Genomic DNA, 23662 nt, shown 5'->3' with positions numbered 1-23662 from the left:
GCAGGTACTGGCCCCATCCTGCGACAAAACGCGCGGCTCATCTCTGGAGTAAAGAAGTATAAATATTATTTTAAGCAGCATAAAAAACTAATTAAATGGTTAATTGCAATTTAAATGTCCAGATTGACATCGTTGTGTTTTAATTCTTCTCACAAAAGATGTAAGGCGTTTTTTTATTTTCACGAAGAGAGTTAACAATGGTTCCGATATGGTAATAATCATTTCTTTATAAAAACAGACTAAGGATTTTTTTTCAGGTAAGGAGGGCTAAATTAGCAGTATTATAACATTGGATTGCAAATGGTAATGATATATTCCCTTTTTTAGAAAATAATTATAACACTATCAGTAAGTCGCCACATCCTGGATTGATATGCTGATTAATTGATTTTTATAAGGTGTAAAATCTGGTTGATATGTCGATTGTTGGTTTTATCGGCTTCCTTTTTGCCTGTTTGTGGTATTGAATTTTACTGCAGTGGTTTTATTATAGTGAAACCCATAACAACGTTATTTTGCTCGAACTTTGGAGGCGAGTAAAGCTTTGCAGTACACCAGGCGAAAGAAGACACTATTACAAACAGATTTTATTAAATTTATTCCTAATACTGATTTTGTATTAGTCAGATTGAGTTGATTATTATGTATAGAGTGACTGAAAATCATGAGCGAGTTATCAGTGCCTTAGCAGAATATGCACAGGTTGCCAATCCGGATGAGATTTCACGAGGTAAGCGCCGTTATCATTTAACAAAAGATAATGTACGGCGTGTTATGTTCATTCTTGATGGCGATTTTTTGCTCAAAATAAAAGGTGAAAATAAGGTTCTGAATATCCTGTCTGCTCCCTTTGTTGTGGGCGTTACGCCAGCGCTGGATGAGCCGCCGGTTTATCTTGAAAGGATTGATTACGGTAAGATCAGTTACATTGATTATGATGTCTTCTGGCGTCTGATTTTTGAAAAAGACATTTTCAATGATGCTATGTCTATTCTGTCGGGGCAATATTCAGACCTGATGAGCTACATCCAATTACCAAAAGGTAATTCACACGATGAGGTTGTTTCTTTAATTGGTCGATGGAAAAAGCTGCCACCACATCTTAAGAAACGTTTCTCAGCGCTGTATCTGATAGAGCACAGTTCGCATCTTTCGAAAAGCTCCATTTGCAGAGTGTTGAAAGAACTGAAAGAAAAAGGTGAGCTGGTTTTGATCAACGGAAAATTCACCTGATGATATTTTATTTTTGAGATGCCTAAGGGAAAAAATGGATTTTAAAGTTTTTTGTACAGATGAGAACTACTTCTTCAGACTAGGCATTTCAAAAGTAATTGAGGAGGCACTTCAGTCTGATGCTAAAGTGAAATTTTTATCAGGATCTGACAGACAGTGTCTGGAGAAAGCAGATTTTATCCTGATCAACGTTTCGCAATGGCGTCTTTATATGTGCCAGCCAGCATATCGTGATCGCAAACCCGGTAGCATCATAATAGTTTTTGTCGATGAGTCTGAAGATATTATTATGGAACAGCTCCCTTTATGTTATCGATCTCTTGTTGTGGTCTCTCGTCTTGACCCGGTAAAAAAAATAGCAGGAAAGCTATTGCATGCCTGGCTTAATCTGCAGGATAGGGTGCGGGGTTTTGAGCCATCAGACTGTGTGCATTGTGATTTTGCCCGAATAACTGTCGTTCAGCTGCAGGTGCTGAGTTTTTTGAAGAAAGGCTACAGTGTAAGGCAGACTGCAAAGCGTCTGGATCTGTCTGCCAAGACCATCTACGCACATAAATATAATGTGATGAAAAAGTTTTCTCTTCGCGGAGACATGGAGTTCAATGCGTTTATTAACGACATCTCTCTTCTTGAGCTTTATAAAGGCGTGATCTGCTCAACTGAAGTGTAAATTAAGGACAGTCATCTCTAATGACAAGCGTTGCGCTATAAGTAACAAAAATTTTACAGTTATAACCGGAATCTTTTCATGAGTAAAAAGGAACAGAAAGGAAACAGGACGCTGATTTTTCCTTTTGGTATTGTTACTGGCATTCTGCTGGGCATTGTTTTTTTACTTTTTAGCTATATCTACGGTAATTATTTCTCATCTGCGGCTGAGCAGCATCCTTCTGCCTCAACGCAGCATGAAGTTTACTGGAAAAATCACTCTTAACTTGTATTGCCTGATGAGTGAGCAGGAGCAGAGTTATATCGCAGGTTGACGCCTGCGAGCCGATAACCAAAAGCCAGCGCTGCTGGCTTTTACCCTTTCCAGCTAAAACCATGAGGATAATGACCGCGATTTGATGCGCTGATTTGTCTGAGTGCCCGCAACAGAATTGCAACGCATGGCAGAGCTGCTCTTTGCCATAATGCAATTCCGGTTATGGCAGCCGGGCTGATGTCGAATTTTCTGATTAAGTTTGTGAATGTTCAGTATCATTTTGTTATTAATGGACGGCTGGGCCGGATATCTATTGGGTAATAAAATTAAAATAGCCCTGTTAAATGGCTGTTTAAACGTAATGTCTTATGCTTGATTTAAGATAAAGCTGAGGGGCCTGTCATGCGCTGAAAATAAAATGCTGGCTATTGTAGTTCCCGGCATTGGACGGTTTCACGATCGTCAGTGTTGGCAGGACAGTTAATTTCTGCTTTACGATTCAGGTTTATGCTGACTAAGAGGCTTCTATGCAAACAGGTATCAGGTTAATCACTCTTTCGCTGATGGTGCTTATCCTTCAGGCTTGTGCACCGCACAGCGACGGACAACAGAGACTGGCAATGCGTAATCCGGCCAGCGTGTGGTGCCTCCAGCGCGGCGGAGAGCTGATACAGTCATCAGCACAAGGTGATAGTGATAGTACACACTACTGTCTGCTGCCTGGTGGTGAACGCGTTGAGCAGTGGGCGCTGTTCCATCGTGATCATCCGCAATAACTCCCAGGCTCTGTCTCTGTCTGTTGCCCGCGAGCGGGATCTCTTCAGCACACTGCTCTTATTCTCCGCATCAATAAAAACTGCTAGCGCACGGTCAGCCCTGATCTGGAGTCTGATACCCCCACCTGATCTACAGCTCAGAAGTCAGAAAAACAGGACGCCGGATCTATGCTATCCGGCTGGCCTGATGCCAGCGTAACCTGATGATGAAGGCTGGCGCTTTTTTGTCTGATCAGATTCAGACTCATCCTCCGGGATATAAGCTCCGGGTGGGCCAGGACATTTACACCGAATAATAATAATTTTTTTAGCATCAGATGTTTTCTCTGATTTATTTAAAGCTCATCTGACATTGCCTTTTAAGTACTGCTTTTGATTTTTTATTAAATATTTATATCTGTGCCGATTTGATTTTTTATTTATATTTGCTTGTAAAACAATATTTTAGTTGCTCTTTTAAAGGGCTGAAAGTGTGTTCTTTGATTTGCATCAATTTATAAAGAGCGTTTGCGATAATTTAAGTATTGCCCCGAATTAAGAATTCAATTAATTAAGGAATTTCTTAAAAGATAAGATTTTTATGGGGGCGAACCATTGAGATACTTTGGAAGCGCAGCGATCTGCTGCACCTTCTTTATCTGCACCAAATCTTATGCTGGCATCATGCTCAACAATATTGATGTTCAGCAGTATCGTGATTTTGCTGAAAACCTGGGAAAATATAGAGTCGGCATGGAGAATATCCCCGTCTACAACAAGAAGGGCTCTCTCTCTGGCACTCTTGATTTTCCCATGCCGGACTTTGGCGGGGTCGCCAGTTTAGGGTATGCCACCCTGATCTCTCCTTCTTATATCGTCAGTGTGAAACATAATACCGGCTATAAAACGGTATCATTTGGCAATGGAGCTTCGTACAGCACCACATATAAGCTAATCAATCGCAATGAGGACAGTGCAAAAGATTTTCATGTACCGCGTCTGAATAAGGTGGTAACGGAGGCGGTTCCCTATAACTATGCCGCAGAAGCGGACTTTCGGACCGATTTCAAATCACGCTACGCCTGGTATACACGCCTGGGCACAGGAACACAGGAACAGATTAACGATGACCAGACAGAACGTGTGCATCTGGCTAATGCCTATAAATGGAAGTCAGGCGGCACAATCAGCCCGGAGAGCGTACGCGAAACTTCTAATAACAGCGTGTTGCGCTACTACAATCTGGGACCTGACGATCCCGACACGACACCGCTCTCTATCGGTGCCAATGGCGGCGATAGCGGCAGCCCGGTTTTTGCGTACGATTCTGTTGAAAAGCAGTGGAAGCTTGTCGCGGTGCATCAGGGCTATGACAGAGATGCCGGCCTCTACTTAAAGCGTGCAACAGCCATTTATATTCAGGGAGATTTTGTCAATTCCGTTCAGACCGCTAATACCTCACCAGATGTGACGGACAGCGATCCCCACGCGCTCATCAACTGGGGCAGCGATGCTATTACGCAGGACGCGAAGAGCTGGACATGGCAGGGACTGGCTAAGAAGTATGAAAGTTCAGCGCCTTCTGTCGCCACCCTCAGTGAACTGGATGCGACTAAAGATCTCCGGTTCAATGGGGCAGGTGGCGTGATTTCACTGAACACGCCGGTAAACCTGGGTGCGGGTAAATTACAGTTTTCGAATGATTACACGCTGACCTCAGCCGAAGGCATCAATGCTACCTGGGCAGGCGGTGGTGTGGACGTGGATAAGGATAAAAAAGTTCTGTGGCAGGTTAATGGATTAGCCGGCGACTCCCTGCATAAAATCGGCGCGGGCACTCTGCATGTGAATGCCGAAGGAATAAACCCGGGCTCGCTGAACGTGGGTGATGGGACCGTGATTCTGGATCAGCGTGCCGATGCCAAAGGCAAAAAAAGGACTTTCTCTTCGATAACCGTGGTCAGCGGTCGGCCTACTGTTGTGCTGAATGATCCGGGTCAGATTTCTGTCGATAAAATCTATTTTGGTTATCGTGGTGGCCGCCTGGATTTGAACGGCAACACAGTCAGCGTTAAAAAAATCAACCATACCGATGATGGCGCCAGGCTGGTTAACCATAGCGATTCCTCATCCACCCTAAACATTACGGGATACAGCGCGGCAGACGTCCCCTTTAACACCTTTCAGAGTAGTAATCCTAAAGGTACACCCGGTTCCATCTATGTGTATAACAATCCCTACACCAAAGAAACCGAGTATTTTCAGTTAAATAAAACATCATACTGGTATTACCCCACGGATAAATCGTCGACGTCTACCTGGACTTATCTCGGCACCGATCCTGATAAGGCCATCGATCATCGGCTGACACAGTTGAATGTTCAGGTATTCCGCGGCTTTCTGGGTGAGACGCTGAAAAAGAGGCTTAATGGCGTCATGAACGTTAATATCATGCCGCGCAATACTACCGCGCTTCTGGCGCTGACGGGCGGAATGAATTTGAATGGCATTCTTGATGTTAAGAATGGCACGGCGATTCTCTCCGGTCAGCCGGTTCCGCATGCAAACGGCGTCGTCATTGATGATGACTGGGACACCTCCCTGTTTGCCGCCGATCATATCAATGTGGGGGCAGGCGCTCATCTTCAGGTAGGAGAGTATGCGGGGGTTAAAGCGAATGTCACTGCGGCGGACGCAGCCACGCTCTCTTTTGGTTATAACGACAGTCAGCGGAAGGTGGAGAAAAGCTGGCGCTGCTATTCCGTGATTTATACGAGTGATGTCAGCTGTAGTCAGCCAGTCCGCCATGCAGATGCACTGGCAAAGCTGCCCGCCAGTGAAGTCGACGGCGATGTTACGTTGGGCAACAACGCGTCACTCTACCTGGGTAAAGTGAACTACCAGGGTGCCGTGACCGGTGCCAGCAGTAGCATGATGACAATGGATGCAAATGCCAACTGGATGATGACAGGCAACAGTCATGTCACCTCGTTACTGGCGAAGCGCGGGTCGACGCTTTCCATGGTGCCTGAGGGTAACTGGTACGCTAAAAATCTGAACGTCGACACGCTGGATGCGACCGGGATGAACCTGGCGTTAGGCGTTAAACCGTCTGCGCTGGAAAGCGACAGGCTCACCATTAACCATAAGGCGACAGGCAGCGACAATCTGCTGGATGTCAGTCTGCTGATTGGCAACGAAGAGCAGGTTGCACTGACGCAGGATTTGGTGATGGTCGATGCACCGGCGGGCACTCCGCACAGTTACTTCGCTTTTGCAGACCGTTACAGCGGTTTTAGCATTTACACGCCCAATTATCAGGTGAAAGAGGAAAGCGACCGGGTGAAGTGGGTGCTCAAAAGTAACAAAGCGGCAGAACCTGAACCAGCCCCCGTGCCCGAACCGACTCCGTTACCAGAGCCAGCGCCGGAACCGACGCCCGCGCCTGAGCCAGTGCCAGCCCCCGAGCCCGAACCGACCCCGGTACCAGAGCCAGCGCCGGAACCAACGCCCGCGCCCGAACCGATCCCGGAGCCAGCGCCTGAACCAGAACCAGCGCCTGAGCCAGTGCCTGAGGTAACCCCTGAGCCAGCACCGGAGCCCGAAGCGACCCCTGCACCGGACGTCACGGCTGATCCTGACGCTCCCTCTTCACCAGCAGAAAACCAGGAGGCTGAGAATGCGAATGCCGCCGAAAACACCGAAGCCGGAGCTGCAGTAAACGCTGAAGAAAAGGCGAAAGGTGAGGCAGAAACAAAAGAAAAAGCCGAAGCTAATGAGAAAGCAAAAGCAGAAGCGGAAGCCCGGAAAAAAGCCGAAGAGGAAGCACGGAAAGCGGCTTTTAACCCGGATGACTGGTTCACTATTTACGATAATCAGCCACTGATCCAGCGCACGCGTGCCCTGATGGCATCACGTCAGTACATATTTAACGAAGCTGTCAGCCAGTTACATAAACGCACCGACACTCTGCGCGCCTCACCAGACAGCCCAGGTTCATGGGCTTCTATTGAACAGCGGAAAGGCCGCTTTCTCGGGCTGGAAACCCCTCAGCAGACCCTGAATATCGGCTGGGATACCCGCAGTGAGACGCAGACTGCAGGTATCAGCGCCAGCTACACCCACGGTGAGGTGAAAGGGCAGGGCCATGAAAAACACCGGCTGGGTACAGTCGGCCTCTATTATGCCTGGCAGTCTGATAGCGGGGGATTTATCGATGCGGCCAGTCGCTATCTCTATCTCGGCCAGACGTTATCGCTGGATCCGACGCTGAACATCAGCGGCATCAGGAAAGAGAGCCATATGCTCGCTGGCAGTCTGCGCAGCGGCTACCGGTTCGGGCTGGCTGGCGATACGTTGTTTATTTCACCTTACGTGGGCGTCAGTGGCGGTGTGATGTCCGGCTATACGCTCAAAGGCAAAGATGCCGATGTTTCGCTAAGTTCATCAACGCCTTATTTCACCACAACCGGGATTATGGCGCAAAAACACGGACTGGGTTCCTGGATGCCAGCGATCAATCTGAGCGCGAGTATTGAGTATCAATATTCACCGGGCAAAAACGGTTCGACCACCACGCTCTCGGACCGGCAATCAACCCGTCACTACAGCGCCTGGTCTGACAACCGTTATCGCAGCAGCGTGAGAGTGCAGGGAGCGATTGCGCCTGGCCTCTCGCTCATCACCAGCATTGAGAGCAGTTTTGGCGGAACATTTAAGACGGATTACAGCGGTCAGGTCGGTCTGGCCTGGCATTTCTGATACCGCGCTTTAAACACAGAGCATCACCGCTGTTCAGCGTGATGCTCTGTTTTTTTATGCAGCGCAACCCCTACTCAGCACACCAGCCGCCATACTTCAGCCGGCACTTCGCTGTAAGTCTCATTCATAATCAGTTCCGCTTTGCGATGATCATACGCCCCTTCGAAAGAGGAGAGATCATCAGAAGGCAGTTTTTTCCGCATGTAACTGGTTACGATCTCCAGAATATCGGTTGACGGGCAATTTCTTAATTTATTCAGATAATAGACTTTATTCATAAAATTTTGCTGAATTTAACCTGTAGAAATGAGCTGAAGCGCGGTCTTCACTTTGGCTAAGCTGACTCGCGGTAATATCTAAACCATCAGAAAATAATGTGACTCCTGACAGCCGATATTTCTGTTCACTCTCACCATTAAGGCATCAGATGTCTGTGATTGCCTTTTAGATCTCAATGAAACGATCAGATGGAAGAGTGTGAATTCATATTTACTCATCGAAGCTAAGCGTAATTCGCAGGCCTGAAGCGGCTAGCTTCTGCTGCGCGCAGCACGACCATAGTCCCATAACAGAGTAAACAGCCACGTATAAACCAGAAAAAAGATCACAAGGCCACATTCCAGTTTCAGCGCAGCGAGCAGCGAAATATCCAGCCACCATGCGGCAAAGGGGATTAACACCCATAGCAGCCCCGCCTCAAACAAAACGGCATGCAGGCAGCGTATCCAGCCGTTTTTTTTAAATCCGACTCGCAACTGAACGCTGTCAAACATCAGGTTGAACAGATAGTTCCATCCCATCGCCAGCGTAGATGAGGCCAGGGTTAATAGTGCTGACTGTGCAGGCGCAGCCGAGGCCCAGATCATCAGAATAATAAAAACCAGAATATTAGCGACGACTTCAAAAATAACCGCGTACAGCACTCTTTCCGTTCGGGTACGCACCGGCAATGACTCGTATTCCAAATCAGACTCTCAAAAATCAGTCAGGTTCTGCGACGGATGCCCGGCGTTGCAGAATAACCCGGTGGTCACATGACGCTGTACAGACACCCCGAATACCGTTGTTTCAAAACGGTGAGAATGTAGCATCGCCTTTTCTGAATGTGAAAGGCCGGGGGGGGATCGCCCTTAAAATCGCGATTCTGATTAGTATTTATCAACTTTTATAGCCGCCAATTTTTAATGACGGAGTAATCTTTCGTCGTCCGGGCAATCACAACGCCATGTTCCTGGTCGGCTGATTTATCGGTAATCGGCACGGCAGGCAAACGTCGCTTCAGGCATCTGCACGTCTTTGTCCTCTCATATTCAGAAAAATAATAACAGGCTGCACTTACGGTGAAACTTTAAAATATCAATGGGACTGCATATAGATTTATATTTTGAAATTTACAAATAATTTAGTTTTAAATGTTGAATGAGCGGTGTCAGGGCGCTGTATAACGACACGCTGAACGGCGCTCAGCCTGCGGCAGGGACGGATACGTCAGCCCTGAGGTCGTTGAACTGAAGCGGTTTCTCACGCATGGCCTTCTGCCAGAAGAAGGGCAATTGCAGTCGGGCCAGGCAGGCTGAAAAAAATAGTGCTGTTTTTATCGAATAGAAATCGCTGCTGAGCTGTTTACTACAGAGTGCTGCAACCGCGCACGGTATCCGGCAGGCGTCAGCGTCTGCCCCACAGCCCCGATGAGGATAAATGATGACAACGCGCTCTGGTATTTCTCTGTTTGCTGTCCCGGCACTGTTACTGATGCTGCACGCGCCGCTGAGCATGGCGATGGGCGATAACGACAGCGAGAAAAAAACGCCCGATTGCCCTAAAGGCCAGGTCTATGACAGTCAGACTAAAAGCTGCGTGCCCGAAAAGACCAGCAGGCTGAGTGACAGCGATAAAACGCGCTACGCGTATCATCTGGCGAAAAAGGGTGAGTATCAGGCGGCGCTGAACCTGCTGGATACGCTGAAAAATCCCGATACCCGTGAAGCGTGGAACTATCGTGGCTATGCCACCCGTAAGCTGGGGCGCACGGATGAAGGAATAGGCTATTATCAGCGCGCAATTGCACTCGATCCCCGTTACGCTAAGGTGCGTGAATATCTGGGTGAAGCCTGGCTGATCAAAGGGCGTCCGGATCTGGCGCGCGAGCAGCTGAAAACGATTGCCGGCATCTGTGGCACAGAGTGCGAGGAGTATCGCGATCTGCAGGCCGCCATTCAGGGCCATCCTGAGGTCTGATCTGGCAGGGAGGAGCGTAAAATCACTCACAGCGACATCCGTCACCATCTCGCAGAGCACCTGACCCGGCTCTGGCGTTACGGCTATGTGCTGTCACACGATCGTGACCTGGCAGAAGAGCTGGTGCAGTCAACCTGCGTACGCGCGCTGGAACGCAGCGCGCAGTTCACGCCAGGCACCCGCATGGATCGATGGCTCTTCTCAATCCTTCACTCCATCTGGATCAGCGATCTGCGGGCGCGAAAGGTCCGCCAGGGGCAGGGATTTGCCGACCCCGATGTACTGCTGGCCAGTGACACCCACGCTCTCAGCGATGATAACCGCCAGTTCAGGCGCATTATGCAGCAGGTTAACACCTTACCGGAGGCGCAGCGTAATGCGCTGTTTCTGGTTTACGTTGAAGGACTGACCTATCAGGAGGCGGCAGAAACGCTCTGCGTCCCGATTGGCACCATTATGAGCCGTCTGGCCGCCGCCCGGGCCACACTGGCCAGGCAGCCGTCGATCGCGCCCGCACCGCTGGAGAAACGGCGATGAGCAGAGAAACGTTTACGCCACCCTGGCGCGATGAAGCCATTGTCGCCTGGCTGGATGGTGAGATGACGCCGCAGGAAGCCGGACAGTTTGAACAGGCACTGGCTGGTGATCCCGAACTGATCCGGCGGGTTGAGCAGTTCCGGCAAAGCAGCCTCGACTTCGGGCAGGCATTTGTCCCGCTGCTGGAGCAGGCGCCACAGGCCAGAATGGCCGAACGACTGGCGGCCATCATGCCACCGGCACCTGCCAGAACCTATAGCCGCCGCGCCCTGATTGCCGCTTCACTGAGTTTTCTGCTGGTGGGCAGCGGCATCGGTCTGCTGGCCAGACCGGGCGAAGAGAGGGAAGATGAAAGCCAGAATATCCGCGATCTGGAAGCGCGCTATATGTCGCTTTACAGTGCTGAAACGCTGGCCGATCTGCCGGATGATGGCGCCCTGTTGCAGAAGGGGCTGGACCGGACCCGGCTCGATTTAGGCTTACAGCTGCACCCGCAGCAGCTGCGCCTGCCGGGGGCTGAACTGAAAATGGTCAGGATCCTGCGCTATGAACGGACATCAATCGCGCAGATCGCCTGGCTGCACGCGGATTACGGCCCGATGGCGCTCTGTATCTCACCAACCCCGCATGGCCGGGAGGCGATTGCGCGTGAACAGCGGCATGGAATGGCGCTGGCCTGGTGGAACCGGAATGGCTTCCAGTATGTGCTGATTGGCCGCAATCCGGCTCACCAGCTGGCGGCCATCGCTACCACCCTGCAGGCCGCGCTCGCCTAGTCTGGCTGCGCCTTCAGCGGAGCGGGGCGTTTACCTGCGCGGCAATCGCCAGCGCAATGTTCACCCGGTCATCGACCACCCCGACCAGCCGATCTACCCGGAACGCGGTGCGGGAGATCGCGGTCGATGCGTGCAGAGCCAGTGCGCGTGAAGCCGGATCGATCGCCTCACCGCTGTCGAGCGAGGCGAGCATCATCACCGGCCGGCTGACATCTTTCACCGTCAGCACGCCAAAAATCCGGTACTGACCGCCACCCAGCGCGACGACGCGGCTGCTGACGAAGTGAATCTGCGGATAGTGCTCCGCATCAAAAAACAGATCGCTCTTCAGCTGCCAGGTGAGCAGGCTGTTAGACGCCACCAGCGTGCCGACCGGAATACTCACTTCGACATGGTTATCACGGTCGTCATCCGGATTGAGTATCACGGTTCCGGTTACACCCTGCAGCCTGGCCTGCGAAAAATCGTGACCGAAAGCACGCCAGGAAAGACCAATGGTTGTTTTATCCGGAATAATGGCATAGGTCCTCGGTGCGGCATAAATCACCGGGCTTAACAGGGCAAGCAGAGCGCATAAACAGGCGGCACGTATCATCACTATTTTCTCTTTTTCTGGCAGACCCAACGTTAACGCCTGACTCCGCGATTCTATTCAATTTTTTAGCACTGTTTTTACGTTGCGGGTACATTTTACTGGAAAGATATTAACTGAGAGGCATCTCATTTCACCAGAAAATGACGATGCATGTGAGGTCATAAAAAGAATAATCGTAAATATTAAGATTATATTAAGACGTTTGTATTAAAGGGGGGCTTTCGGGCACACACGATGCTGCTGCTTTCCGGCGCTCATGTTGCGACTCACCGGCACAGACAGGCGTATAAAAATCAGTGACCTGAAACACGGTATCGGGTGCGGTCTTTTTCGTCTGCCACCTTTCCGGCGGCTGTTACCGGTAAAATCTGCTGATTTATAAACACATTATCAATAAAACAAAAAGAGTGGTGATAAGCGGGATTATCTGCAATCTGTGAGTGAACTTTTTCGAAAATCCCTGATGTACTTCCCATTGATTTTATTGTTATACACGCTATCCATTTAATGTTCAGTTAACTTTCGTGCGGTAGTTTGTATTAGCAGTTCGGTAACCTCAATTCCATAACGGGGATGTATGAGCTTGATAATACAATTGCCGGGCGTAAATAAACCGCTATTTGAATCCTTTTTCCGGCGTTGTGCCTGATTAAAACGCGCGACAGTTTATAGGTTTGATCTGCAGGAGTTTTAGCATGGATTTTTTGCCCTTTTCCCGCCCTTCGTTCGGTGATGAAGAGCTGGCTGCGGTTAAGGCCGTATTTGAGTCGGGATGGATTACCACCGGAGCAAAATGCGCCGAACTGGAGCAGGCTTTTGTTCTGCTGACCGGCAATCAGCACGCCATTGCGGTGAGCTCTGCCACGGCGGGGATGCATGTCACGCTGATGGCCATGGGAATCGGGCCGGGCGATGAAGTGATCACCCCCTCCATGACCTGGGTCTCTACCCTGAACCTGATTACGCTACTCGGCGCCACACCGGTTATGATTGATGTCGATCCTGACAACCTGATGGTGACGCCGGAACAGATTGCACAGGCAATTACCCCCCGGACGCGCGCCATTATTCCGGTGCATTATGCCGGTGCCCCCGCCGATCTCGACCCGATTTATGCGCTGGCTGAACAGCATGGCATCGCCATTATTGAGGATGCCGCCCACGCCGTGGGCACCACCTATCATGGCCAGCCGATAGGCTATCGCGGCACGGCGATATTCTCTTTTCACGCCATCAAAAACATCACCTGCGCAGAAGGCGGCCTAGTGGTGACGGATAACGCCGCGCTCGCCGATCGCATTCGCAGTCTGAAATTTCATGGCCTGGCGGTCGATGCCTTCGATCGCCAGACTCAGGGACGGCTGCCGCAGGCGGAAGTGATGATGCCGGGCTTCAAATACAATCTGCCGGATATCAGCGCGGCGATCGCGCTGGTGCAGCTGCAGAAACTGCCGGGCTTTATCGCCCGCCGTCGCGAGATTGCGGAACGCTATCTGGCTGCGCTGCGCACGCTGCCGTTTACGCCGCTGTCACTGCCCGACTGGCCCCATGAGCATGCGTGGCATCTGTTTATTATCCGGGCAGATGAACAGCGTTGCGGCCTGTCACGCGATGCGCTGATGCAGGCGCTGAAAGCGCGAAACATCGGCAGCGGTCTGCATTTCCGTGCCGCTCATACCCATAAATATTACCGCAACCACTATCCGGATCTGTCGCTGCCCTCCAGCGAACGCAACAGTCAGCAGATGTGTTCGATCCCGCTGTTCCCGTCCATGACGGATCAGGATGTTGAGCGTGTGATTCAGGCTCTGCATGACATTGCCGGAGCCTGAGATGCGCGATATTCAACCTATTAATATGCTTTCCGTGGTGATCCCGGTCTACAACGAAGAAGAGAGTCTGCCGGAGCTGTTACAGCGCACCGGCGCCGCCTGCGACACCCTCGACCTGGCGTATGAAATTCTGCTGGTGGATGACGGCAGCAGCGACCGTTCAGCCGAACTGATCGAACAGGCTGCCACTGTACCCGATAGCCGGATAAAGGGCGTGCTGCTCAACCGTAACTACGGTCAGCACTCCGCCATCATGGCCGGATTCAGCCAGGTTCGCGGCGATCTGATCATTACGCTCGATGCCGACCTGCAGAATCCGCCGGAAGAGATCCCGCGTCTGGTCGAGGCCGCCTGTCAGGGGTATGACGTGGTGGGCACTGTCCGGCAGCAGCGCCAGGACACCTGGTTCCGTCGTAAGGCCTCGCGCACGCTCAACCGGTTAATTCAGCGCGTGACCGGCAAAGCGATGGGTGATTACGGCTGCATGCTGCGCGCCTATCGCCGCCACATCGTCGATGCGATGCTGAACTGCCATGAACGCAGCACCTTCATCCCGATTCTGGCCAACACTTTCGCCCGTCACACGATTGAGCTGCCGGTGATCCATGCCGAGCGCGCCTTTGGTGACTCGAAATACAGTTTTATGCGGCTCATCAACCTGATGTACGACCTGGTGACCTGTCTGACCACCACGCCGCTGCGATTGCTCAGCGTGGTCGGCAGCCTGATCGCCCTCTCCGGTTTCGCTTTCTCGCTGGTGCTGCTCGTCCTGCGACTCTTCTTTGGTGCGGCGTGGGCGGGGGATGGTGTCTTCGTCCTGTTCGCTGTGCTGTTCATGTTTATCGGCGCCCAGTTTGTGGGTATGGGACTGCTCGGGGAGTACATCGGGCGCATTTATAACGATGTTCGCGCGCGTCCGCGCTATTTCGTTCAACGCATTGTTCAGGCTCCTGAAGAGCCTTCAGTACAGGATACTCAATCATGAAGACCCTCGTTTTCGCCTATCACGACATGGGCTGTGTCGGCATCAATGCACTGCTGAAAGCAGGCTACGAGATCACCGCCATTTTTACGCACAACGATGTGGCGACCGAAAATCCGTTCTTCGGCTCGGTAGCGCGTCTGGCGGCAGAGCACGGCATTCCGGTCTACGCACCGGACGAGGCAAATCATCCGATCTGGCTCGACCGCATCCGCACGATGGCGCCAGAGATGATCTTCTCCTTTTACTATCGCAATCTGCTGAGCGATGAGATCCTGCAATGTGCTGAAAAAGGGGCCTTTAACCTGCACGGCTCGCTGCTGCCGAAATACCGTGGCCGCGCTCCGCTGAACTGGGCGCTGGTGAACGGCGAGCGCGAAACGGGCGTGACGCTGCATCGCATGGTGAAGCGTGCCGATGCCGGGAATATTCTGGCTCAGCAGAAGGTTGCCATTGCGGAGCAGGACAACGCGCTGACGCTGCACCGTAAACTGACCCAGGCTGCGGAGCAGTTGCTGGACGACGTGCTGCCTCGCCTGCGTCAGGGAGACGTCGCAGAGTGGGCGCAGGATGAGAGCCAGGCGACCCGCGTGGGTCGTCGTACGGCAGAAGATGGCCGTATCGACTGGAATCAGCCCGCCGAAGCCATCCACAATCTGGTCAGAGCGGTCACCGATCCCTGGCCTGGCGCGTTCGCCTTTGCCGGTTCGGTCAAATTTATCGTCTGGAAGAGCCAGGTTCATCCTCAGCAGCATCAGGCGAAGCCTGGCACGGTGATCTCTAAACAGCCGTTCCTGATCGCCTGCGGTGAGGGCGCGCTTGAAATCCTGACCGGGCAGTCTGAGCATGGCGTGTACATGAACGGCAGCCAGCTGGCGCAGAGCCTAGGCATGGTGCCGGGCGCGCTGCTCTATTCCAAACCGCAATCCGTTCTGCAGCGTCGTACCCGTGTTCTGATCCTGGGCGTCAACGGCTTTATCGGCAACCATCTTACAGAGCGACTGCTGCAGGATGAGCATTTTGAGGTCTACGGGCTGGATATCAGCTCCGACGCCATCAGCCGCTTCCTCGATCACCCGCGCTTCCACTTTGTGGAAGGGGATATCGCGATCCACTCAGAATGGATTGAGTATCACATCAAAAAATGTGACGTCATTCTGCCGCTGGTGGCGATCGCCACGCCGATCGAATACACCCGTAATCCGCTGCGCGTCTTTGAGCTCGACTTCGAAGAGAACCTGAAAATCATCCGCGACTGTGTGAAGTACCAGAAGCGTATCATTTTCCCGTCCACCTCTGAGGTGTACGGCATGTGTACGGACGACAGCTTCGATGAGGACACCTCTAACCTGGTGGTGGGGCCGATTAACAAGCAGCGCTGGATCTATTCGGTTTCCAAACAGCTGCTGGACCGCGTCATCTGGGCCTACGGCGAAAAAGAGGGGCTGCGTTTTACCCTGTTCCGTCCTTTCAACTGGATGGGGCCGCGTCTGGATAACCTCAATGCGGCGCGCATCGGCAGTTCCCGCGCGATTACGCAGCTGATCCTGAATCTGGTGGAAGGCTCGCCCATCAAGCTGATTGATGGCGGCAAACAGAAGCGCTGCTTCACCGATATCCGGGATGGCGTGGAAGCGCTGTTCCGCATCATCGAAAACAAGCAGCAGAACTGTGACGGACAGATCATCAACATCGGTAATCCGGACAACGAAGCCAGTATCAAAGAGCTGGCCGAGCAGCTGCTGTCGAGCTTCGAGCGTCATCCGCTGCGCAGTCAGTTCCCGCCGTTTGCCGGCTTCCGCGAAGTGGAGAGCAGCAGCTACTACGGCAAAGGCTACCAGGATGTGGAGCACCGTAAACCGGCTATCCGCAACGCCCGCCGCTTACTCGGCTGGACGCCAACCGTCACGATGGATGTCACGATCGACAATACGCTGGACTTCTTCCTGCGTACCATTGAGCAACAGGCTGACAAGTGATGAAAAAGATTGGTCTGCGGATTGACGTAGATACCTGGCGCGGCACGCAGCAGGGTGTGCCGACGCTGCTGGCGCTGTTTCAGCGTCATGCGGTGCGGGCCAGCTTTTTCTTCAGCGTCGGGCCGGACAACATGGGCCGCCATCTCTGGCGGCTGATCAAACCGGCTTTCCTCATCAAGATGCTGCGCTCCCGCGCAGCATCGCTCTATGGCTGGGACATTCTGCTCGCCGGAACGGCCTGGCCAGGCAAGCAGATGGGACGCGGCCTGCGGCATATCATTCAGGATACCGCCCGCTATCACGAGATGGGGCTGCACGCCTGGGACCATTTTGCCTGGCAGACGTGGGCGGGTGTCTGGCCGCAGGATAAGCTGGTTGAGCAGATCGCGCGTGGAACGGAGACGCTGAGTGAGATCCTGGGCCATCCGGTCAGCTGCTCGGCGGTGGCCGGCTGGCGCGCCGATGGCCGGGTGCTCGCGGCTAAGCAGGATTTCTGCTTCCACTATAACAGCGACTGTCGCGGCACCGGCCCCTTCCGGCCCCTGCTGCCGGACGGACAGATCGGCACTGTTCAGATCCCGGTGACGCTGCCGACATGGGATGAAGTGGTTGGCCGCGAGGTCAGCGCAGAAGGCTACAACGACTATATTCTGGCGAAGATGCTGGCTGCGGATGAGGGGGCGGTTTACACCATCCATGCTGAAGTGGAAGGCATTATCGGCGCCCCGGACTTTGACCGGCTGCTGACGGCGGCGGCCCGCCACGGCATTCAGTTCTGCCCGTTAAGCGAGCTGCTGCCCGCCGATCTGAACACCCTGCCGCTGGGCCGGGTTGTCAGAGGAGAAATCGCCGGCCGGGAAGGGTGGCTGGGTTGTCAGAAACTCACTGAAGAGGCGAACTAGTGCGGATACGTAACAACACGACGTGGTTACTTTTTTTCAGCTTTTTTATCCTTTATTACCTGCTCCCGCCGATGTTCCGCGATCTCTGGCAGCCCGATGAGACCCGCTATGCGGAGATCAGCCGGGAGATGCTGGCAAGCGGAAACTGGATCACGCCACACTTCTTCGGCCTGCGTTACTTCGAAAAACCGGTGGCCGGTTACTGGATCAACTCGCTGGGACAATGGCTGTTTGGCCATAACAATTTTGGTGTGCGGGCGGGATCGATCGTCTCCACGACGGTCACCGCGCTACTGATTTACTGGCTCGGCAGGCGGCTGTTTGGTTCTGCACGCACCGCCGTAGTCGGCAGCGTGATATTCCTCAGTTCGCTGCTGGTCTACGGTGTCGGCACTTATGCGGTGCTTGATCCCATGCTGATGCTCTGGCTGGCAGCGGCGATGTGCAGCTTCTGGCTGGCGACGGAGGCCAGCGGCCGCGCCCGGCGCGCGGGGGGGTATCTGCTGCTGGGCCTCGCCTGCGGCATGGGCTTTATGACCAAAGGTTTTCTGGCGCTGGTGGTGCCGGTTCTGGCGATCCTGCCCTGGACAATCTGGCGGCAGCGGCTGCGGGAACTCTTCTGCTATGGTCCGCTGGCGCTGCTCTCGGCAGCGGCGATCAGCGCTCCCTGGGCGCTGGCTATCCATCATCAGGCACCCGATTTCTGGCACTACTTCTTCTGGGTGGAGCATATTCAGCGCTTTGCAGAGGAGAATGCGCAGCATAAAGCGCCTTTCTGGTATTACCTGCCGATTCTGCTGCTCGGCACGCTGCCGTGGCTGGCCCTGCTGCCTGGTGCGTTAATGATCGGCTGGCGTCAGCGTCAGCAGCACCCTGGCGCGCTCTATCTGCTGAGCTGGACGGTGATGCCGCTGCTCTTCTTCAGCCTGGCAAAAGGCAAGCTGCCGACCTATATCCTGCCCTGTTTTGTGCCGCTGTCGCTGCTGATGGCGCACTATGGTCTGAACACGGCACAACGGGCAGGGCGGGCATTAACCGTCAACGGCTGGATTAACCTGATTTTTGGCATTCTGACCGTGGCGACGGTCCTGCTGGTGCTGGCCCCCTGGAGTCTGACACATCATCCGCTGTTCGCCCCGCAGGAGAAACTCAAGCTGGGACTGGCGGCACTGGCGTTTCTGGTCTGGGGCGCGGTGGGCGCGTACAGCTGCCGATCTTCCCGGCACCGCTGGCTGGCGTCGGCGCTTTGCCCGCTGGGTGTGGCGCTGTTAATCGGCTCTGCTATCCCGGCAAAAATCCGCGACGCTAAGCAACCGCAGAGCTTTGTCTCAGCTATGAGTGATCGCCTGGCGGCCAGCCGCTTTATCCTCGCGGATAACCCCGGTGTGGCCTCTGCCGCAGCGTGGCATCTGCACCGCAGCGATATCGGTTTCTATGACGCCAGAGGCGAGCTGGAATATGGGCTGAGCTATCCTGATGCGCAATCCCGCTTCGTTTCTGCGGCGGACTTCAGCCACTGGCTGGACGAGCATCGCCGTCTGGGCAGCGTGTCACTGCTGCTGCTGGTCGATTCAGTTCACAGCGATATCGGCGAGGAGGTCCCGGTGCCGGATGCGGTGTATCGTCAGGGCAGGCTGGTTGGCCTCTACTATAGCCAGATGAAATGATGCTGCTGCTGATTGTGCTGGTCAGCCTGCTCAGTTGCAGCGCCCAGCTCTGCCAGAAGCAGGCGACCCATATGCTGTCACGCCAGGGGCGCTTAAGCTGGATTGCCCTCAGCGTGCTGCTGTTAGGTGTTGCCATGCTTCTCTGGCTGCGGGTGCTGCAGCAGGTGCCGGTCAGCCAGGCCTATCCGATGCTGAGCCTTAATTTCATTTTCGTCGCGCTGGCCGGACGCTTTATCTGGCGCGAGCGGCTGACGCTGCGCCAGATCGCGGGCACGTTGCTGGTGGTTACCGGAGTGGCACTGATGGCGAGTCAGCTATGAAAGGGTATGGATGGGTGGCCTGTAGCGTGTTGCTGGTTTCCGCCGCGCAGTTAATGATGCGCTGGGCGATGCCGCGGCTGCCCGATGTCAGCAACCTCCTGTCGCTGCCTGCGGTGGCTATCCTGCCCGCCCTGATGCTGCTGGCCGGGCTGGGGGCTTATGGTGTCTCGATGCTCTGCTGGATCCGGGCGCTGCACTTTTTCCCCCTCAACCGGGTCTATCCGCTGCTGAGTCTCAGCTACGTACTGGTGTGGCTGGTGGCTGTCAGCCTGCCGGTGTTTCAGGAGGCTTTCAGCTGGCAGAGTCTGGCCGGTGTGGTGATGATTGTCGCTGGCCTGCTCTGCATCGTAATTAAACCCTGACGGAGGACGGGTTAATATTTTCGCACTGTTTTCACTTTCTGTTATCGTTTCCGATCGGTCATTAACGCTTTTCTGATAGAGTAATTAGCGTTTTCATGATAAATATCCTTTTTATTATCGTTTTAAATAGATTGATAAAGGATCCCTCATGCTGGTCGGCTTCAGCGCGCTGCGCGAACGTTATGCTATTGAACTGGCGCAGCCTTTGCGCGTGCAGTCTGCCATCGGCACGGTACGATCCCGCCATGAAAGTCAGGGGCGGGTAGAAAATCACTATCCGCCTGGCTACCAGCCGGAAGATTCCTTTGCCGGTCACTTCGCCTTTGGCCTCAAATATGAAGAGATCCATCTTGAGTTCTTTGCCCGGCTGTTTACGGCCATCGGACCTGAACCACTGGAACAGTGGTGCCGTCAGGAGCCGTTTGGCCAGTATGCGCGCCGGGCCGGATTTCTCTATGAATGGCTGACCGGTAACCTGCTGGAGGTGCCTGATGTGAGCAATGGGGGTTATGTCGAGGCGATTTCATCCGGCGCTTATCTCACCCGTACCACGCTGAAGCGTAACCGACGCTGGCGCATAAACGATAACCTGCCGGGATCGGCAGATTTCTGTCCGCTGGTGCGCAGGACGCCTGCCGTGGAACAGGCGCTCGCCTTCGATCTGAACGAGGCACTCAGAGACCTGGACAATGCCTTTGGTACAGATGTCCTGATGCGCACCGCCAGCTGGCTGACGTTTAAAGAGTCGCGCGCCAGTTTTCTGATTGAAAAAGAGTCTGATCAGGGTGATCGCATTCAGCGCTTTGCGCATGTCATTGCACAGTATTGCGGTCAGCTTGACGATCCGCTCAGCGAAGAGAGTCTGCACACCATACAGCAGGGGATCCTCGGGCAGGATGCGCTGGGCCTGGGGCTGCGACGTTCACCGGTGTTTGTCGGACAGTCGACGATGCGCGAAGATATCGTCCACTATATTGCGCCACACTATGAGGATGTCCCGCGCTTTATGCGGGGCCTGAAAGCCTTTGAAGAGGCGACGCAGGGTGCCGCGCCGCTGGCCCGGGCGGGCGTTATCGCGTTTGGTTTCGTCTATATCCATCCGATGCGCGACGGTAATGGGCGTATCCATCGATTTCTCATCAATGACACGCTGAACCGGGATGGCGCAATACCGGATGGCGTGATCCTGCCGGTCTCCGCCACCATCACCAGCTCAATGGATTTCCGGGTCGGCTACGATCGTACGCTGGATCTCTTTTCTAAGAAGCTGATGCGACGCTATGCGGGCTGCTACCGTTTTGGCGAGCTGAAAACCTATCAGGACGGCACGCGAAGCAACTTTATTTTCAGCGACTATGAGGATGCCCGCTTTGCCTGGCGCTACCCCGATCTGACCGAGCATGTCCTCTATACGGGCAGAGTGATCGAGCATACCGTGCGAACCGAAATGGCCGACGAAGCGCGGGTGCTCGTTCTGTTTCAGCGTGCTCAGCAGCAGCTGAAGGAGGTCGTTGAGATGCCCGATCAGGATGCCAGCCGCATCATCCGGTCGCTGAAGGAGAATGGCTGGCAGGTCTCCGGCAAGCTGAAAAAAAACTTCCCGCTGTTTGAGGATGATGCCACCTCCCAGCGTATCGTCGAGGCGGTCAGATCGGCGTTTGAAACAGAACAGTGAGTGTGCACTACACCGCTGCACATCCATTGATGCGGCTCAGCAGAGCGGGGTGATCTCTGCAGCCAGCGCAACGATATCATCGACGACGCGATCCGGTGAGGGCGCCAGCGGATAGAGCGCCTGGCCCTGGCGGGCGACAAAGGCCGTTTTCATCCCAGCACATTTTGCCCCGCCGACATCCCAGCCATGCGCCGCCACCATCATGCAGGCAGACGCGGACTGGCCCATCTCCTTCATCGCCCACTGATAGACCCTAAGATCGGGTTTATAAACCTGAACCTGTTCCACGCTGAGAATACGGGTGAACAGGGGGGCCAGCCCGGCGGAACTCAGCTGCTTTTCCGCCAGCGCGGCAGAGGAGTTGGTAAGCGCGACCAGCGTATATCCCTGCTGCTGCAGAGCGGTCAGCCCTCTGGCCACATCCGGATAAGCAGGCATCGCGGCGATGATTTCGGCCAGCGGCGTTGCCTCCTCCGGCAGGGTGATACCGTATCGCGCGGCGGTCATCTCCAGTACGGCTTCGGCGATATCACCAAAATTGTGGAAGCTGCCGGTTACGGTCCCGACCAGCGAATGATGTAACACCGAGGTGAACCAGGCTTCGGCGCGCTCAGGCCTGTTACCAAGCCGCTGCGCCACCGCCTGATTCAGTCCTGACGTATCCAGCAGAGTTTCATTAACATCAAAAAACAGCGTGCCGCTGCAGGGGGTAGAAGGATGGCTGTGGGTCATCTGACCTCCGGTTGCGTTGCCGCATCTGAAGGGTGCGGCGTCAGGAATAATGACAGAAGGTAGGTTATCCTGAGGGATTCCTCAAGGAGAGCTAAAGCGGAGAATGGCCGCAAGCAGTATCAAAAGCGGATAACCTGCCGATCGCTTCACCTGAAATTTGAGGTTGTCTCATTAATCAGGTAGTCACCAAATGAGGCTAATCCAGGCTGCAATACAGCGTGCCTTAAATCTTTAACTAATAAAAAATTCAGCTTGTTGTAAGCTGACACACTTATAACACCCTCTCCAGGGTAGTGTGTTAATTACCCGGCACATTTAGAATTAATTCTATATTAATTGTTCCTCTAAAAATGCATTATTCTCCGCGTCGGAAGTCAAAATGTTCATTAACCTGACATTTTCTCCGTCTTCAGGAATAAATTTATTTAAGGTATAATAAAATGCGTGAATTGAATGTAATGGAAATTAATGAGGTTTCGGGTGCGGGCTTCTGGAGTGCAGTGAGCAGCGCGATTCTTCTGGGCGCTACCGGTTTCGCGGCAGGTGCAGCCTATGGCGGTATCCACGGTGGCGATCAGGGTGGTTTGCTGGGTGTAGGCGTCGTCGGCCAGCTTGTTGGCGTTATCGTTGGTCCGATTATCGGGGTTATCGGTGGCTCTATCCTGGGTGCAGTATTGGGCTGGAATGATCCTGATTCTGTCAATGCTATCGCCACCCAGTTCCTGAACAACTTTGTGAACGGCAATTTCAAATAAGTATTCTGTTCAGCAACAAGAAAATGCCTCACATTAAAGTGAGGCATTTTTATTTGGCAGTCATGGGTCTATTGCACTGATGATTCCTTTCCCAGAGAAATTTCTGATTTGCCTGAATGAGCCGCATCTGAGCTATTGCGATCGCGGGACAGACCGCGCCAGAAATCTATTCAGTCAGTGAAGAGATAAGCTTAAATGTCAGCAGATTTAACGCAGAGAAACAGGATTAAATTGCCTGTCATGAGCTGAATAACAGTATCTGTTAATCTGAGTAACTGTTTACGAAGGCTGGCATAAACGCTGACGTTATCAGACTAGAGAAAGAAACCAGTTAACCTGATGACAAATTAAATCGCACAATACTAATTATGTTAAATATTGTGCAGAGTAACCCGTTTATGCCGCCGGTATGCGCCGGATGCCGAATCTCGTAACACCTTCTGCAGGCAGTCCGTTCAGATAATCCAGACATCGACGCCTCACAGCACAGAAAATTTGCCCGGCGCTAACGGAAAATCAATGACGCGTTATCTCTTTCAGGCACCGCCCTGCCGGGCTACGTGCGGCGGTCAGCGGATAGTTGACACCGGGGCCTTTTGTTCTGTGCAGCGTCACGCTTTATTTTTCTCAGGTTAT

At 53.3% G+C, this 23662-nt stretch carries 21 protein-coding genes; 17 read left to right on the top strand and 4 right to left on the bottom strand.

Annotated features, from left to right (window positions below; all coding sequences use genetic code 11):
- The first annotated feature begins 642 nt into the window (after positions 1 to 642).
- From ACR6AS_RS19235 to ACR6AS_RS19215, 5 genes are all read left to right on the top strand, one after another.
- Positions 643 to 1233 (top strand): transcriptional regulator, encoded by a 591-nt coding sequence (locus ACR6AS_RS19235; protein ID WP_111138285.1) that lies wholly within the window; start codon positions 643 to 645, stop codon positions 1231 to 1233.
- Between the two features lie 34 nt (positions 1234 to 1267).
- Positions 1268 to 1903: a helix-turn-helix transcriptional regulator gene (locus ACR6AS_RS19230; protein ID WP_111138286.1), complete on the top strand. Its 636-nt coding sequence runs from the start codon at positions 1268 to 1270 to the stop codon at positions 1901 to 1903.
- 78 nt (positions 1904 to 1981) lie between these two features.
- Positions 1982 to 2167, top strand: a complete 186-nt coding sequence (locus ACR6AS_RS19225) for a hypothetical protein (RefSeq protein WP_367396386.1) — start codon at positions 1982 to 1984, stop codon at positions 2165 to 2167.
- Positions 2168 to 2685: 518 nt separating this feature from the next.
- Positions 2686 to 2934, top strand: coding sequence for a putative hemolysin (locus ACR6AS_RS19220; RefSeq protein WP_434163515.1), 249 nt, complete (start codon positions 2686 to 2688; stop codon positions 2932 to 2934).
- 594 nt (positions 2935 to 3528) lie between these two features.
- The gene (locus tag ACR6AS_RS19215) at positions 3529 to 7674 is read left to right on the top strand and encodes a S6 family peptidase (protein WP_434163514.1); all 4146 of its coding nucleotides are present in this window, start codon (positions 3529 to 3531) and stop codon (positions 7672 to 7674) included.
- A gap of 74 nt (positions 7675 to 7748) precedes the next feature.
- Here ACR6AS_RS19215 and ACR6AS_RS19210 read toward each other — a convergent pair whose 3' ends face one another.
- On the bottom strand, positions 7749 to 7952 hold the full coding sequence (locus ACR6AS_RS19210; protein ID WP_111138289.1) for an Hha/YmoA family nucleoid-associated regulatory protein: 204 nt from the start codon (positions 7950 to 7952) through the stop codon (positions 7749 to 7751).
- Between the two features lie 252 nt (positions 7953 to 8204).
- On the bottom strand, positions 8205 to 8618 hold the full coding sequence (locus ACR6AS_RS19205; protein WP_233498944.1) for a PACE efflux transporter: 414 nt from the start codon (positions 8616 to 8618) through the stop codon (positions 8205 to 8207).
- A 757-nt stretch (positions 8619 to 9375) separates the two neighbouring features.
- Between ACR6AS_RS19205 and ACR6AS_RS19200 the strand changes: the two genes are divergently transcribed.
- The 3 genes from ACR6AS_RS19200 (at position 9376) to ACR6AS_RS19190 (ending at position 11225) form a co-directional block, all read left to right on the top strand.
- Positions 9376 to 9912: a tetratricopeptide repeat protein gene (locus ACR6AS_RS19200; RefSeq protein ID WP_111138291.1), complete on the top strand. Its 537-nt coding sequence runs from the start codon at positions 9376 to 9378 to the stop codon at positions 9910 to 9912.
- Positions 9913 to 9999: 87 nt separating this feature from the next.
- Positions 10000 to 10449, top strand: coding sequence for a sigma-70 family RNA polymerase sigma factor (locus tag ACR6AS_RS19195; RefSeq protein WP_233498939.1), 450 nt, complete (start codon positions 10000 to 10002; stop codon positions 10447 to 10449).
- Positions 10446 to 11225, top strand: coding sequence for an anti-sigma factor family protein (locus tag ACR6AS_RS19190; RefSeq protein WP_434163513.1), 780 nt, complete (start codon positions 10446 to 10448; stop codon positions 11223 to 11225). Before ACR6AS_RS19195 ends, ACR6AS_RS19190 begins: the two co-directional genes overlap by 4 nt.
- A 13-nt stretch (positions 11226 to 11238) precedes the next feature.
- Here ACR6AS_RS19190 and ACR6AS_RS19185 read toward each other — a convergent pair whose 3' ends face one another.
- Positions 11239 to 11820: a YceI family protein gene (locus tag ACR6AS_RS19185; RefSeq protein ID WP_111138362.1), complete on the bottom strand. Its 582-nt coding sequence runs from the start codon at positions 11818 to 11820 to the stop codon at positions 11239 to 11241.
- A 695-nt stretch (positions 11821 to 12515) separates the two neighbouring features.
- On the opposite strand from ACR6AS_RS19185, the gene arnB reads away from it, so the two are divergent.
- The 8 genes from arnB to ACR6AS_RS19145 all read left to right on the top strand — a co-directional run bounded on the left by arnB (position 12516) and on the right by ACR6AS_RS19145 (position 21539).
- A complete protein-coding gene (gene arnB / locus ACR6AS_RS19180) occupies positions 12516 to 13652 on the top strand; it encodes a UDP-4-amino-4-deoxy-L-arabinose aminotransferase (protein WP_434163512.1) in 1137 nt (378 codons plus the stop codon).
- A 1-nt stretch (position 13653) separates the two neighbouring features.
- Positions 13654 to 14637: an undecaprenyl-phosphate 4-deoxy-4-formamido-L-arabinose transferase gene (arnC, locus tag ACR6AS_RS19175; protein WP_111138295.1), complete on the top strand. Its 984-nt coding sequence runs from the start codon at positions 13654 to 13656 to the stop codon at positions 14635 to 14637.
- Positions 14634 to 16613 (top strand): bifunctional UDP-4-amino-4-deoxy-L-arabinose formyltransferase/UDP-glucuronic acid oxidase ArnA, encoded by a 1980-nt coding sequence (gene arnA / locus ACR6AS_RS19170; RefSeq protein ID WP_418804143.1) that lies wholly within the window; start codon positions 14634 to 14636, stop codon positions 16611 to 16613. The genes arnC and arnA overlap by 4 nt, the downstream gene beginning before the upstream one ends.
- Positions 16613 to 17515, top strand: coding sequence for a 4-deoxy-4-formamido-L-arabinose-phosphoundecaprenol deformylase (arnD, locus tag ACR6AS_RS19165; protein WP_111138297.1), 903 nt, complete (start codon positions 16613 to 16615; stop codon positions 17513 to 17515). The genes arnA and arnD overlap by 1 nt, the downstream gene beginning before the upstream one ends.
- Positions 17515 to 19182: a lipid IV(A) 4-amino-4-deoxy-L-arabinosyltransferase gene (arnT, locus tag ACR6AS_RS19160; RefSeq protein ID WP_367396391.1), complete on the top strand. Its 1668-nt coding sequence runs from the start codon at positions 17515 to 17517 to the stop codon at positions 19180 to 19182. The genes arnD and arnT overlap by 1 nt, the downstream gene beginning before the upstream one ends.
- Positions 19182 to 19502 carry a 4-amino-4-deoxy-L-arabinose-phosphoundecaprenol flippase subunit ArnE gene (gene arnE / locus ACR6AS_RS19155; RefSeq protein ID WP_367396402.1) on the top strand — a complete coding sequence of 107 codons (321 nt, stop codon included), beginning with the start codon at positions 19182 to 19184 and terminating at the stop codon, positions 19500 to 19502. Before arnT ends, arnE begins: the two co-directional genes overlap by 1 nt.
- Positions 19499 to 19864: a 4-amino-4-deoxy-L-arabinose-phosphoundecaprenol flippase subunit ArnF gene (arnF, locus tag ACR6AS_RS19150; RefSeq protein WP_434163511.1), complete on the top strand. Its 366-nt coding sequence runs from the start codon at positions 19499 to 19501 to the stop codon at positions 19862 to 19864. The genes arnE and arnF overlap by 4 nt, the downstream gene beginning before the upstream one ends.
- Before the next feature lie 148 nt (positions 19865 to 20012).
- Positions 20013 to 21539 carry a Fic family protein gene (locus ACR6AS_RS19145; RefSeq protein WP_111138301.1) on the top strand — a complete coding sequence of 509 codons (1527 nt, stop codon included), beginning with the start codon at positions 20013 to 20015 and terminating at the stop codon, positions 21537 to 21539.
- Between the two features lie 36 nt (positions 21540 to 21575).
- Here the strand turns inward: ACR6AS_RS19145 and ACR6AS_RS19140 are convergent, their stop codons facing one another.
- The gene (locus ACR6AS_RS19140) at positions 21576 to 22271 is read right to left on the bottom strand and encodes a haloacid dehalogenase type II (RefSeq protein ID WP_111138302.1); all 696 of its coding nucleotides are present in this window, start codon (positions 22269 to 22271) and stop codon (positions 21576 to 21578) included.
- 440 nt (positions 22272 to 22711) lie between these two features.
- Here ACR6AS_RS19140 and ACR6AS_RS19135 point away from each other — a divergent pair, with 440 nt between their 5' ends.
- Positions 22712 to 23026 (top strand): colicin V synthesis protein, encoded by a 315-nt coding sequence (locus ACR6AS_RS19135; RefSeq protein WP_111138303.1) that lies wholly within the window; start codon positions 22712 to 22714, stop codon positions 23024 to 23026.
- Positions 23027 to 23662 lie beyond the last annotated feature (636 nt).

Source organism: Pantoea phosphatilytica (genome assembly GCF_051025615.1).
Taxonomy (GTDB): domain Bacteria; phylum Pseudomonadota; class Gammaproteobacteria; order Enterobacterales; family Enterobacteriaceae; genus Pantoea.
This window is presented reverse-complemented; position numbering and strand designations above follow the sequence as displayed.

What these genes read in the sequence shown, in the direction of transcription:
- ACR6AS_RS19235 (WP_111138285.1), top strand. Translation starts at nt 643, where the DNA reads ATGTATAGAGTGACTGAAAATCATGAGCGAGTTATCAGTGCCTTAGCA.
- ACR6AS_RS19230 (WP_111138286.1), top strand. Translation starts at nt 1,268, where the DNA reads ATGGATTTTAAAGTTTTTTGTACAGATGAGAACTACTTCTTCAGACTA.
- ACR6AS_RS19225 (WP_367396386.1), top strand. Translation starts at nt 1,982, where the DNA reads ATGAGTAAAAAGGAACAGAAAGGAAACAGGACGCTGATTTTTCCTTTT.
- ACR6AS_RS19220 (WP_434163515.1), top strand. Translation starts at nt 2,686, where the DNA reads ATGCAAACAGGTATCAGGTTAATCACTCTTTCGCTGATGGTGCTTATC.
- ACR6AS_RS19210 (WP_111138289.1), bottom strand. Translation starts at nt 7,952, where the DNA reads ATGAATAAAGTCTATTATCTGAATAAATTAAGAAATTGCCCGTCAACC.
- ACR6AS_RS19200 (WP_111138291.1), top strand. Translation starts at nt 9,376, where the DNA reads ATGACAACGCGCTCTGGTATTTCTCTGTTTGCTGTCCCGGCACTGTTA.
- ACR6AS_RS19190 (WP_434163513.1), top strand. Translation starts at nt 10,446, where the DNA reads ATGAGCAGAGAAACGTTTACGCCACCCTGGCGCGATGAAGCCATTGTC.
- ACR6AS_RS19185 (WP_111138362.1), bottom strand. Translation starts at nt 11,820, where the DNA reads ATGATACGTGCCGCCTGTTTATGCGCTCTGCTTGCCCTGTTAAGCCCG.
- arnB (WP_434163512.1), top strand. Translation starts at nt 12,516, where the DNA reads ATGGATTTTTTGCCCTTTTCCCGCCCTTCGTTCGGTGATGAAGAGCTG.
- arnC (WP_111138295.1), top strand. Translation starts at nt 13,654, where the DNA reads ATGCGCGATATTCAACCTATTAATATGCTTTCCGTGGTGATCCCGGTC.
- arnA (WP_418804143.1), top strand. Translation starts at nt 14,634, where the DNA reads ATGAAGACCCTCGTTTTCGCCTATCACGACATGGGCTGTGTCGGCATC.
- arnD (WP_111138297.1), top strand. Translation starts at nt 16,613, where the DNA reads ATGAAAAAGATTGGTCTGCGGATTGACGTAGATACCTGGCGCGGCACG.
- arnE (WP_367396402.1), top strand. Translation starts at nt 19,182, where the DNA reads ATGCTGCTGCTGATTGTGCTGGTCAGCCTGCTCAGTTGCAGCGCCCAG.
- arnF (WP_434163511.1), top strand. Translation starts at nt 19,499, where the DNA reads ATGAAAGGGTATGGATGGGTGGCCTGTAGCGTGTTGCTGGTTTCCGCC.
- ACR6AS_RS19145 (WP_111138301.1), top strand. Translation starts at nt 20,013, where the DNA reads ATGCTGGTCGGCTTCAGCGCGCTGCGCGAACGTTATGCTATTGAACTG.
- ACR6AS_RS19140 (WP_111138302.1), bottom strand. Translation starts at nt 22,271, where the DNA reads ATGACCCACAGCCATCCTTCTACCCCCTGCAGCGGCACGCTGTTTTTT.
- ACR6AS_RS19135 (WP_111138303.1), top strand. Translation starts at nt 22,712, where the DNA reads ATGCGTGAATTGAATGTAATGGAAATTAATGAGGTTTCGGGTGCGGGC.